The sequence below is a fragment of the Streptomyces sp. XY431 genome (assembly GCF_001279805.1).
Lineage (GTDB): Bacteria > Actinomycetota > Actinomycetes > Streptomycetales > Streptomycetaceae > Kitasatospora > Kitasatospora purpeofusca.
Genome location: NZ_LGDO01000130.1, coordinates 1 through 11,513, shown reverse-complemented (window position 1 = coordinate 11,513; position 11,513 = coordinate 1). Strand labels below are relative to the sequence as shown.

General features: G+C 72.5%; 9 protein-coding genes and 1 pseudogene. 5 read left to right on the top strand and 5 right to left on the bottom strand.

Annotation, left to right across the window (positions count from 1 at the left end):
- Positions 1-331: 331 nt before the first annotated feature.
- Positions 332-733, bottom strand: coding sequence for a peptidoglycan-binding domain-containing protein (locus ADK60_RS44845; protein WP_053646811.1), 402 nt, complete (start codon positions 731-733; stop codon positions 332-334).
- A gap of 337 nt (positions 734-1,070) precedes the next feature.
- Here ADK60_RS44845 and ADK60_RS16490 point away from each other — a divergent pair, with 337 nt between their 5' ends.
- Positions 1,071-2,072 (top strand): XRE family transcriptional regulator, encoded by a 1,002-nt coding sequence (locus ADK60_RS16490; RefSeq protein ID WP_234371109.1) that lies wholly within the window; start codon positions 1,071-1,073, stop codon positions 2,070-2,072.
- 942 nt (positions 2,073-3,014) lie between these two features.
- On the opposite strand, the gene ADK60_RS16480 is transcribed toward ADK60_RS16490, so the two are convergent.
- On the bottom strand, positions 3,015-3,539 hold the full coding sequence (locus ADK60_RS16480) for a P-loop nucleotide/nucleoside kinase family protein (protein ID WP_053646807.1): 525 nt from the start codon (positions 3,537-3,539) through the stop codon (positions 3,015-3,017).
- A gap of 1,067 nt (positions 3,540-4,606) precedes the next feature.
- Positions 4,607-5,809 carry an Lrp/AsnC family transcriptional regulator gene (locus ADK60_RS16470; RefSeq protein WP_053646803.1) on the bottom strand — a complete coding sequence of 401 codons (1,203 nt, stop codon included), beginning with the start codon at positions 5,807-5,809 and terminating at the stop codon, positions 4,607-4,609.
- A 149-nt stretch (positions 5,810-5,958) separates the two neighbouring features.
- Here ADK60_RS16470 and ADK60_RS16465 point away from each other — a divergent pair, with 149 nt between their 5' ends.
- Both ADK60_RS16465 and ADK60_RS16460 read left to right on the top strand, forming a co-directional pair.
- Positions 5,959-7,143 (top strand): M20 metallopeptidase family protein, encoded by a 1,185-nt coding sequence (locus tag ADK60_RS16465; RefSeq protein WP_053646801.1) that lies wholly within the window; start codon positions 5,959-5,961, stop codon positions 7,141-7,143.
- A gap of 33 nt (positions 7,144-7,176) precedes the next feature.
- On the top strand, positions 7,177-7,503 hold the full coding sequence (locus ADK60_RS16460; RefSeq protein WP_053646799.1) for a nuclear transport factor 2 family protein: 327 nt from the start codon (positions 7,177-7,179) through the stop codon (positions 7,501-7,503).
- Positions 7,504-8,622: 1,119 nt separating this feature from the next.
- On the opposite strand, the gene ADK60_RS16455 is transcribed toward ADK60_RS16460, so the two are convergent.
- Both ADK60_RS16455 and ADK60_RS16450 read right to left on the bottom strand, forming a co-directional pair.
- Positions 8,623-9,450: a hypothetical protein gene (locus ADK60_RS16455; protein WP_159400461.1), complete on the bottom strand. Its 828-nt coding sequence runs from the start codon at positions 9,448-9,450 to the stop codon at positions 8,623-8,625.
- 235 nt (positions 9,451-9,685) lie between these two features.
- Positions 9,686-10,303: a hypothetical protein gene (locus ADK60_RS16450; protein WP_053646795.1), complete on the bottom strand. Its 618-nt coding sequence runs from the start codon at positions 10,301-10,303 to the stop codon at positions 9,686-9,688.
- 208 nt (positions 10,304-10,511) lie between these two features.
- Here ADK60_RS16450 and ADK60_RS44840 point away from each other — a divergent pair, with 208 nt between their 5' ends.
- Positions 10,512-10,685, top strand: coding sequence for a hypothetical protein (locus tag ADK60_RS44840; protein WP_159400460.1), 174 nt, complete (start codon positions 10,512-10,514; stop codon positions 10,683-10,685).
- Between the two features lie 625 nt (positions 10,686-11,310).
- Positions 11,311-11,513, top strand: a pseudogene (locus ADK60_RS46610) (ABC transporter permease); the annotation flags it as partial.

Genomic DNA, 11,513 nt, shown 5'->3' with positions numbered 1-11,513 from the left:
ACCCGTCGACTCGGCCCGGCCGGGTTCCGTTCGGCCGCCTTTCTGCCTGAAGGGGCAACCGGGCTGCCCGCCCCGGCCGTGAACGCCCGGCGGGCACACTGCTGGACCATTGGCGCGACCTGCACCGGCAACGCCGACGACCATGCGTCGCCGCCGGGAGGGCCTCGACCGAACCTGGGCCAGTCCCGGGACGGCGTTGGACAGGATCCTCTCCCCTCGCCGGCCGAGGACCCGGTCCGCCGCGGCTCGCATCTGCGGTGGCCGCCGGTACAGCAGTGCGGTGCGCCGGGACCGAGGAGGTCTCGGCACACCGCATCGCCGACGAACGGTCTCAGCGCGGGTTGGGGCTCTTGTCCGGGTGCAGGCAGTCCCACGTCTTCGGGCCGACTACGCCGTCAACGGGGATCGCGCACCGCCTCTGCAGGGTCCGGACCACGTCACGGGTAGTGGCGCCGTAGATGCCGTCCTCGGCGATCCCGTAGCCGTAGATGTTGATCAGGCATTGCGCGTGTGTGACGGCCGGGCCGGTGTCGGTGTAGTAGAGGTTCGGGTGGGCCCCGCTGTAGGGACAGGCGGATTCCGCGAGCACCGCGACCGACGCGAGTCGGGGAGCGACGACCGTCGGGGCGGTGGTGGCGGATGTTGCGGAAGCACCTGGAGCTGTGGCGGTGAACCCCGCCAGAGCCGCTGCCCCCGCGATGGCGCACGCGGCGATCCTTCCGTGCAGTTTCATTGCCTTCTCCTTCTCAGGACTGGATGCTGAGCCCGCGTGCCTTCCGCGGGAGGGTCTCGGCGGCGCACCGGCAGTTGCTGTCAGCACATGCGCCGATGCCCGCATGCGAGCGGCCTCCTGATGACGCAGGCGCCGCTGTGGGTCGAGGATGTGCGCGCCGCCGCCGGACCGACAAGGAGAGATGCAGTTCGAGTCTGTTCGGAACGATTCCTGCCATGTTCGGGGCGGTGCTTGCCGCGTACCGAACAAGCGTGAAGGATGCCGTACCGGAGGGGAGGCCGGCGTCGCCATCAGTGGGGCGATGCCCAGGTAGTTGAGTCAATGGGAGGACGGCTCAGTGGATCCGAAGGAGCCGCCACGGCCCGAGAGGGCCAGAACCCCCGCCGAGTTCACAAAGGAACTCCGAAAGCTGCGCACCCGGTCGGAACTGACGTATCGCCAGCTGGAGAGAGTGGCTGCTGCACAGGGCACGGCACTCCCGGCGAGCACGATCGCGAGTACTCTCGGCCGCGCCACTCTCCCGCGCGCACAGTTCGTCGAGGCTTTCGCCCGTGCCTGCGGTCTCAGTGACGCGGAAGTCCATGAGTGGCTGGAGGAACGTCGCAGTATCGCCGCCCATGAGCCCAGGCAGAACGATGATGCCGCCGACGGCGTCAACCACGGCAACTCCGAGGCATCCTCCGCGGCTACGCCCGCCAAGGCGGGCCTCCCGTGGTGGCGCCGGGCGGCCGGCCTGGTCGGCGCTGCGGCAATTGGGGTTGCGGGCACACTCGTCATCAGCGACCGGTTCTACGACTCGCCGGGGCCCGCCACCGTACCGGCGGTGCCCGTGACGGGGCTGCGCATGTTGGCCGTGGGCAGTTGGGCGCAGATCCGCCCCGCTCGCACGCCGGAGCTGTGCCTCACCGAAGGAAGGGATCGCACCGGACGCTACCGGACCGCTGTCGCCGTCCAACGCCTCTGCTCGAGGACCGACCTGCCGAACGTCTTCCTCGAGCCGCTGGCCAAGGACACCGTGCAGATCCAGTGGCACCACGAGAAGTACGGCATCGGCTGCCTCACCGTCCTGACGACGGACCCGGGGCGGGATCTGCTCGAACCCCGGGACGACTGTGCCGACAACGATCGGGCGCAGCAGTTCCGCATCGAGCTGTTCGGCTCGCTCGCCGCTCCCCATTTCCGTATCCGCCCGGTCGTCACCGGCGAGTGTCTGAGCCTGCACGACCAGGACACCGAGGAAGGGGCGGAGGTCGTCCAGGGCCGCTGTTCCGGTGCCGGCGATCAGGACTTTCTGGTCGATCTGACGGTACCTCCACGAAGTGCCGCCGGAAGAGCTTGATCGGCATGGGATCCCCTGGCAAGCCGTCCCGGCCGTCCAGGGATCACGGAATGGCTCTGTCGCTGATCGAGGGGTCTTGGCTGGCTGGTCATGGTGACAGGAGGATGCGGCGGCGTAGGAGGTCGAAGGGTGAGTGTGGTGTTCAGGGCCGCGAGAACGGCGGCGTGGTCGCGTCGGATGCCGCCGGCCGGGGTGCGGAGTTCTGGTTGCCCGTCGGGGCGGACGTCGGCGAGCCAGACATCGAGGGCCAGGTGCTCGCTGGGGTTCGCGCAGGTCAGCTCGGTGGCGGCCGACGACGCGCTCGACGGCCGCCCGCCGTCGTCGAGGGGCGGTCGCCACCTACTGCGAACGCCGACAGTAGTAGCGATACGAACGGTATCTCTTGAGGCTGGGGTGTGGCTGGGTCGGTACCGGCCGGTGCGGAGAGTTCCGCGCCCTTCACTCTTGCGAGAGGACGATGACATGGCCGACATGGGCGTGGGTCCGGCGCGGCGGAGGCGGGCCGTGGTGCGCACCCCGATGGTGCTGGGTGCGTCGGCGATGCTGGCGGGTGGCTTCCCGGCGTCGGCGGCCGCCGCCGCCGAGGGTTCCCCCGGGGGCGGTGAGGGCCTCCGGGCAGAAGGAGTTCACCGCGCCGGGTAACACCGGTTTCTATGTTCCGGCGGGGGTGACGTTGCTGACGGTCTACGTGCTGGCGGCCGGCGGGCCGCCGCCCACCTGTTCCTCGCCGAACAGCGCACCCTCCCCAAAGCCCTGTCCATGGCCTGACCTTCGGCCAGGCCATGGACCTCCTCCAACACCTCGTCGCCACCTGGACCGGCACCCGCCCCATGGCAGACCTACGACACCACCTGACAAAGCACTACTAGGGTCTGTCCGGCGGATCGTCTCGGGCTGGTGCAGGCGCGCCCGGTACGGCTGAGTTGTCGTGGGCCGCAGCAGTCACGCGAACGACGGCCATCGGTCGGCGGCCCACTCCCGCCAGTCGACCCATCCGGGCGGCGGGCCGGCGCCCCTGCGGCCCTCCAGCTCCGCCGCGTCGGGTTCCTCGAAATGCGCGCGCCCGTGCAGGATGTCGGCCTCGGAGATCGGCAGCGTCTCCTCGGGGGTGGTCGCCCAGCGGTGGGCGATACGGGTGCGTTGGGTCTCCTCGTCCACCGGCAGGTAGACCATGCGGAAGCACGCCCCCTCGGCCTCCACCAGCCAGCGGATCGCCGACCGTTCGTCCCGTGACCAGCAGCCGTAGTCCACGACGACGGCGGTGCCCAGTCTGACCGCCTCCAGGGCGAGCCAGAGCATGCGCCCCTCCAGCACATCGCGCTTCCCGTCCGGCTCCGCCTCGCCGAACAGGGGAATCATCCAGTCGTCGGGCGTCAGACGCAGCGCGCCGTGCTCTGCGGCGAGCTGCCGAGCCCGTGTGGTCTTTCCGGCCCCCGGCAGGCCGACCATCAGGAACAATGTGGTCACCCCCAGATCGTGGCAGGGAAGCGAATCAGGAAGCCACCGTTTTATCCGCCCGAACACGGGCTGAGTGTCCCTTGTCGGGGGGTGTGGTGGCTGCCTCGTCCGCGCTGGCTGATCTCCTGCCTGTCGTGTCGGTGGACCGGCCGCTCCTGGTGGCGCGTCTGCTCGAGCTCGGCCGGCCACGTCCCAGGCTCGAACTGTCGCAGGAGGCATGGACCGTCCTGGCGCAGGCGGGCGGAACTGTCGCGGCGCTCTACCGGCATCTGAGGGCGACCGTTCCTGTGGGATCGACGATGCCTTCGCTGCCGACCGTCCACCGGATGGTGAAGCGGGTGCGTTGGGCGGGGTATCGGTGCAGAGCGTGAACGCCTCCTCGAACTGGTCGACGATGAACACCGCGCCCCGGTCGGTGCTCTTCGGCGCGAGCAGTTCCGTGTGGGTGCGGGCGGGGGTGCGGACCGGGGGTGAGGATGCGGATCCCGGTCGGCCGGTTCGGGCCGGGGCTCTTGCGCAGGGCCGGGACGAGACGGGTTGCCCGGTCATTGTCCACGGTGATGGAAGGGGGCTGCTGGACACCGCTGCGGCGGCGAACACTGAGGTCACGGCTGATTCGCCGGATCCCGACGGGCCGTCCGTCACCGCACCGCCGCTCCCGTTCGTGCAAGGGCGCGGCGTGCATCGGCGGGCACCCGGAAAGGCCGGCGGACCCATGAGACGGAGGAGAGAGATGAACGCTCGGCCGGCGTGCTGGCCGCCGTCGGGCTGGCGGCCGGCACGCTGCTCGGGGCCGCGGGCGTGAGCACGGCCGCGGCGGCGGAACACGACACCACGGTCCTGCCCCGCTGCTGACCGACCGCCGTACCCGGCGGCCGGGGGAAAGCTCCTCCCGGCCGCCGGCCGTTGCCGTCGGTGTGGGCGGGGCGGAGGTGTCCGTCGACGCCTGCGCCGTCGTTGTCGACCTCGGTATCGCCGTGGTTCCCGGTGCTCCGACGCTGCGGCGTGTCGTCGGGCAGTCCGGGCAGCATCGTGAGTGTCAGGGTGGCGGCTGTGGTGGTTGTGGTGGGTGGCGGTCACGTCGGTGTGTGCGGCGTTCGCGGGTGTCGGTCGACGTGTCGGCCTGGGCCGTCTGGTGGAAGTGACTGTGTGCTGGTGTTGATGCGGTGGACCGTTGCGTTCGGCGGGCCTGCTGTCGTCGTTCCGGGTGCGGTGGCCGGTCCGGGCGGCTGTCGGGTGGCCGGGGCCGGGTCGCGCCAGATGTCCATCGGAACGGCGCGGACGGCGCGTCCGTCGGTGTCGAGGATCCGGCCCATCCGTTTCACGGTGCGCAGCGACACCCGGCGTTCGGCCACTCGCAGGTCGGGGAACCTGCGGGTGAGCGCGGTCTCCAGGCGCTGGACGTCGGCGAGGGAGCGTTGCCAGACGGAGAGGAGGAGGTTGTGCGTGCCGGTGACGGACACGCACAGCCGGGTCTCGGGGAGTCCGGCGAGTTGGGGGCCGACGGTGTCGAGCCGGTCCGGGGGGAGGTCGGCCCGGAAGGTCGCGAGGACGGGTCGGCCGGCATCGCGGGCGGCGATCTCGCAGCGGAAGCGGATCGCGTCGGAGGCGGCCAGTCGGTCGAGGCGGCGGCGCAGCGTGGACGGGCTCAGCCCGGTGGCGGCGGCCAGGGCGGCCTGGTCGAGGCGGCCGTCGACGCCCAGTCTGATGAGCAGTTCCCGGTCCTCTTCGCGGACTTCGGCCCGCACTGCGGACGGTTTCCCGTTGCCCGCCGGCTGGTTGTCGTGCAGTTCCCCGCGCTGAGCCGGGTCCAGCGAGTCCAGTCGCCAGCGGATCCCTTCGGCGTAGAAGCCGGTGGTGAGGTGGACGCGGACGGCGTCGACCCCGGGGAGGCGGGCGAGGCGTTGGGTGGTGTAGCGGGAGAGTGCCGCCAGGTCGGTGAAGGCCGCGGTGACGGCGAGGTCGCAGCCCTGGGAGAAGTGCTCGATGCTCATCACGTGCGGGTCCTCGGCCAGTTCGTCGGCGATCCGTGCGGTCCGGTCGGGGGCGCAGTCGAGGTCGAGGTGGGCGACGCAGCCGCGGTCCTCGGGGTGCGGCAGGCCGTAGGCGGTCACCCAGGCGATCCCGGCCTCCGAGAGCCGCTGCCAGCGGCGGGCCGCGGTGACAGGGCTGATCCCGAGGGTCTGGCCGAGCAGCGACCAGGGTGCCCGGGGCCGCAGCTGCAGCGCGTTCACCAGGGCGAGGTCGAGCTCGTCGACCGTCACCTCCGTGCCGGTCACCGTCGGCTTCCGGTCGATTCGTTCATGGGAGGGCCTTCTCGTGGTGTGATCCTGCGAAACGCGGGAGACTCCCGCCGCGAGGCCCAGAATCACGGAACGAGTCCGCTCCGCACAACTTCCCGCCGCACGCGGGTCCGATGGAGGTACCTGTGTCCCTGCACGACGACGCCCTCGCACTGGCCCCGGATCTGGTCCGGCTGCGCCAGGACCTGCACCGCTTCCCCGAGTTGGGCCTCGACCTGCCGCGCACCCAGGAGCGGGTGCTGCAGGCCCTGGACGGCCTGCCGCTGGAGGTGGGCCTGGGCACCGGCCTGAGTTCGGTCACCGCGGTACTGCGTGGCGGCCGGCCGGGACCGGCTGTGCTGCTGCGCGGTGACATGGACGGCCTGCCGGTCGTGGAGAGGGCCCCGGTGCCGTTCGCCGCCGAGAACGGCGCGATGCACGCCTGCGGACACGATCTGCACACCGCCATGCTCGCGGGCGCCGCGCAGCTGCTGGCCGCACGGCGGGAGGACCTGCACGGCGACGTGGTCTTCATGTTCCAGCCCGGCGAGGAGGGCTGGGACGGCGCCGGCGCCATGCTCGCCGAGGGCGTGCTGGACGCGGCGGGCCGGCGCCCGGTCGCCGCGTACGCCCTGCACGTGTCGTCGACCATGCCGCACAAGGAGTTCAGCTCCCGGCGCGGGCCGATCCTCGCGGCGTCCGCCGCACTGCACGTCACCCTCCACGGTGCCGGCGGCCACGGCGCGGTGCCGCACCGGGCCAAGGACCCCGTACCGGCGGCCTGCGAGATCGTCACCGCCCTGCAGACCATGGTGACCCGCCGCTTCGACGTGTTCGACCCGGTGGTGATCACCGTCGGGCTCCTGCGGGCCGGCACCCGGCGCAACATCATCCCCGACACCGCCCGCTTCGAGGCGACGGTGCGCACCTTCTCCGCCGAGGCGCAGGCCAGGGTCGCCGACGCCTCGGTGGAGCTGGTCAGGGCCATCGCCGCGGCCCACGGCCTGCGGGCGGAGATCGAGTACCTGCCCGAGTACCCGGTGACCGTGACCGACGGGTCCGAGACCGACTTCCTGGCGGACACCGTCCGGGACGTCTTCGGCGAGGAGCGCTTCCGGACACTGGCGAACCCGATCCCCGGCTCGGAGGACTTCTCCCGGGTGCTCGAGGCCGTCCCGGGCTCCTTCGCCTGGCTCGGCGCGGCCCCGAAGGGCAGCGACCCCGACAGCCTGCCGTCCAACCACTCGCCCCACGCCGAGTTCGACGACGCCGTGCTCCCCGACGGGGCCGCGCTCTACGCCGAACTCGCCGCCCGCCGCCTCGCGGCCTGAAACCCGTACCCCGAAGAAGGAACGACCGAGCACATGACCGAACCGCGCGAGGTGGTCGAGCGGCAGCTCGCCGCCTACAATAGCCACGACATCGACGCCTTCGTCGCCACCTACGCCGAGGACGTCACGGTCCACCGGGCCGACGGCAGCCTCCTGCAGGGCAGGCAGGCCCTGCGGGACAGGTACGCCGGGCAGTTCGCCGAGGGCCGCTGCCGGGCGGAGATCGTGGGGCGGCTCACCGAGGGCGACCGGGTGGTCGACCACGAGATCGCCCACGGCCTGGCCGACGAGCCGGTCCGCGTCCTGGTGGCCTACTGGGTGCGCGAAGGCCTCATCGACCGCGTCGACTTCCTCGGCTGAACAGCCCGGCCCCCTACCGGCTGGCGAGGGGACCGAAGCACGCCCGGGGCGGCACAACGCCCCGGTCGGCCCGACGTCGTGCCGGGCCGACCGGCCCCACGCGGTCGAGCGCCGGAATCCGCTGCCGGCCATCGCTTCCTCCTCTGTGGGCTCCTGCCGCAGGGCCGAGGCCCGAACTGCCGCCGGCCGGTGCATCCCGTCGGTCCGGCGGGAATCCGTCGGGTCGGTCCGCCGAGGTGTCGGGCGGGTGTTCCCGGTCGGGCCCGCGTCCACGAGGCAGGCCCGACCGGCACCGACCTGCCGGCCTCGCCGGTGTCCGGGATTCGCGGCAGCGTCCCGGGAGTCCCGGCACCGCCCGCTGTACCCGCTGTACGCGCTGCGCCCGCTGTACCCGCTGCGCCCGCTCGACGCGGTGCTCGGCGTGCTGCACGAGCCGGCCCGCCGTCAGCCTCGTCCTTCTGCCCTCCTGGTTCGACCAGGTGCCAGTGCGAAATGCGACACGACGACGTGCTCCTCACGGCCGGGGCCCGACCTCCACCGGTTCCTTGTGCGGGCGAGGCACGCGAGGATGCCGCTGCCGCTCCACGAACTGCGCCGGCGCCGCCGGGCTCTGGGCGAACCGGTCGGTGCGCGACCCCTTCGGCTCGGCGTCTGCGACGGCCCGCGCGGCCACCGCCTCCCGGTCCTCCTCCGGCCGGGGCCGGCCGGCCCTGTGCCCCTCTCTGCCCGGGGCCAGGCTGCTGCGCCGTCGTGGGCCGGTACCGGGCGTCCCGGAGGCGCTTGCGATCGCCGGGCGGGCGCTGACAGGCACGGGCGTACCCGGATCAGGTGGAGGCGCCGGAACGGCCGCGTCCCGGCGGGGGCCGTGCCGTGAGCCGGCCCAGGACCCCGCAGCAACCGGCGCACGCAGGGCAGCGCGGCGCCATCGAGGCCGCCCTCCTCGTCCCGCGCACGGGCCGGCGCCTGCAGGACGCCCTGCCCGGGGAAGGGCGTGCCCGCCCGGGCAGGACGCTACCTGTCAGGCGCGTCGGAGCGGGCACATCTCCCGGTCCCGCAGGACCTCCACGTGCACACGCACCGCGGCCTTGGCCAACCGGTCCACGGACACCCGCCCTCGGTTCAGGTCCCGGAGCCAGCCCCTTGGGCTGTCGCCGTGTACAGGCCGCGCCCGGGCCGCTGCGCCCGGCCGTCCTTGGCGAGGCGTTCCAGCCGGGTACGGACCGCGTTGACGTTCGCCTCGAGCGGTTCCAGCCCGAGCTTCTCGCTCACTTCACGGGCACGCATCGGTCCTGCCGATCCGGACAGGACCGCCAGGACGCTGTCCGCGTCCGTCACCGTTCGCCGCCCGGCGGCCGACGCCGCGGTGGGGGGCTCGGCGTTGACGGGGCGCGAGCGCGACGCGGTCCGTCCTGTTCGGGCGGTCGGGTCCTGCTTCGCTGCCGTCTTCGTGCCGCCGCCGGTCTTCGCGCCGCGTGCCGAGGCCCGCGTGGGCTCTGCCTTCGCCGGTGTTGCCTTGGCGGGCTTTTCCTTCGCCTCTTCGGCCTTCGCCTCTTCGGCCTTCGCCGGTTCGGCCGTCTTCCGTGCCGAGGCCTTCCGTGCCGGGGTCTTCCTGGCGGGCGTCGCCTTCTTCGCGCCGCTCGCCGCGACGGCGGCGGGCTCGGTGGAGGCCGGTGCCCCCGGAGTGGATCCGGCCCGCTCGGCGTCCCGCGCGGCCTCGGCCGGTACGGGCGGAGCATCGGCCGCGGGCGGCGGGTCCCCGTCGGTGCGAGCGGGCGCACCGGAGAGCAGTCGCAGTGCGTCGAGAGCCTGGTGGACGGCGTCCCGTTCGGCGCTCGCGGCGCCGAGTTCGGCCTGCGCCCGAAGCAACCGTTCCTCCACCGCGGGTAGTTGTGCTTCCAGGACGAGGATGGTCGAGCCCACACTCGTGTCCGTTCCGAACGCTGCCACGATCACTCCCGTTGCGTTGTCACCATCCGTACCGGCGAATGTACGGCCCACAGGGCGTGCCGTACGCGGAATGCGCAATTCACGCCGCGGGATCCGGGAAGGCGACGTAAACAGGCGGAGTGGAAAGGGTAGTGCGATCGGGAACCCGGGTCGGGTGCTCCGGCCCGCTCCTCGGGCCCACCCGAGAACGACCCGTGCACCGAGGGTACGGACCGACCCTGTGCGAGACGGGTCGCTACAGGGGGGAGTAGGTCCGGTACTTGCCCTGCAGGGACGAGGTAGCCGCGTCGGCTACGTCGGCCCGGGGGCCGACTGCGCACTCCTGGAGGAATCCCTGAACGCGAGGGCCCGTCCATCCGGCTGCGGCTGCCGCGGCCCAGAACCGGAGGCCGTCGTGGGGATCCAGGGGTGCGAGGAAGTCGAGGACGCAGTCGACCGTGGCCCCGTCCAGGGGCAGTCGCTGCACGGCGACGGCGCGCAGAGCGCCGTCGGCGAGCATCGGGGTGCCGGAGTTCAGGCGCCAGCGCAGTGCATCGGCTGTCTCCTCGGGGGTGCTCAGCCGGACGATGGCGTCGCCGAGCGCCACATACACCATGGTGGCCTTGAAGGCGCGCCGGGCGAGATCCCGGAGCAGGCCGACGGCCGACCTGTGGCCGCACGCTCCCAGGGCCATGACGATCCGGTACTGGGTCTCCCGTGTACGGGCATCGCCAACCTCCCGCCGCAGGGCCTCCAACAGGGCCGGGCCCGCGGCCGGGTAAGCGAGCCGGTACAAGCGCGACACGGCGGAACGCCGTTTGGGCGAGAGCCGGTGACCGAGCTGCGCCACGGCTTCGTCCGATGTCAGCGCCATCGCGCCTCTCCTCCCCGGTGGAAGATCGCCGCCGGGGCCGGCGGCCGGACCGCCGCGTTCGCCATCTACCTCAAGCACCTCGAGCACGGCGAACTCGACGAGGCGAACTTCTGGTTCACCCAGGGCTGCTCGACCGCGCCGGGCGCGCGCCGGGGATGCCGCCCGCCGTGCCCCGCTTCCCGGCTACTTCAAGGTGGTTACGGCCGTCATGCCGCCTGGGCACCCGGCCGAGAACACCCAGCCCGCCGCCGGTCCCGTCGACGAGGTCGACCGCCTGGTCGTGCACGCCGACCCGGCCGATGCCGCCGACTTCGACGGCATCGCCCGCCGCCCCGGCCCCCGGCTCGCCAGCCGACTGGAGGAGCTGGCCGCACACCGCTGATCGCGGGTCCGGGTGCCAGTAGCCCGGACCACGGCCGTCCTGCCCGGTTCAGCCGCCCGACATTCCAGGCGCGGCGCGATGTCCGCGGTCCCTCGTGCTCGGCGGCGGCACGAGGGAGCTGAATATTCGAACATCCGACTACCCCTCAAGTTGTCAGGGGTCGCGGCCATGCCGGGATGCCATCGTCGGGGACGTCACGAGAAGCAGCCGTGTGATCGACCTTGGGGGGCATCCGCTGTGGAATACCCCTGCAGTTCCGGCAGGTCCCCGGGCGGTGGCCTGGTGGGCGGACCGCCACGCTGCGCTGCGCCTGCTGAGTACATCGAGCGGATCGGGCCGCGTGGCGGTGCGCCGTGTCCGTCGCCTGCGGCACGGCGCACAGGGGAGGGGAACGGCTCGCGGGGTCAATGGTTCCGCGGCGCGCTCTTCCCCTGGGCCGGCGCAGGGTGTGCCGGTGATCCGTCGGGCGCCGGGACACGGGCGGCGCGTTCGGTGAGTACCAGTTCCCACAGTCGGCGCCGGTCGCCCGAGTTCTGAGGGGCGATGCTCTGTACCACCCCGAGAGCACGGTCGCCGACCTGCGGGGGCAGATCGAGGACGCTCTCGGCTCCAAGGGGTTGATCCCGTGAGCACCTCCGCCTCCACGCCCCCCACTCCCGGAGCGCCCGCCACTGCCGGAGCGCCCGCGACGGCCGGCGGTCCGGGCCGGTCCGAGCTGTCCGGGGGCGTCCGGCAGGAACGCAGGCTGGGCCTGCTGCTCTGCGCGCCCGCCGTGATCGTGATGGTCGCGGTCACCGCCTATCCGATCGCGTACGCGATCTACCTCTC

Excerpts from the sequence above, each read along its gene's own strand:
- ADK60_RS44845 (WP_053646811.1), bottom strand. The coding sequence starts at position 733 with ATGAAACTGCACGGAAGGATCGCCGCGTGCGCCATCGCGGGGGCAGCG.
- ADK60_RS16460 (WP_053646799.1), top strand. The coding sequence starts at position 7,177 with ATGACCGAACCGCGCGAGGTGGTCGAGCGGCAGCTCGCCGCCTACAAT.
- ADK60_RS16450 (WP_053646795.1), bottom strand. The coding sequence starts at position 10,303 with ATGGCGCTGACATCGGACGAAGCCGTGGCGCAGCTCGGTCACCGGCTC.
- ADK60_RS44840 (WP_159400460.1), top strand. The coding sequence starts at position 10,512 with ATGCCGCCTGGGCACCCGGCCGAGAACACCCAGCCCGCCGCCGGTCCC.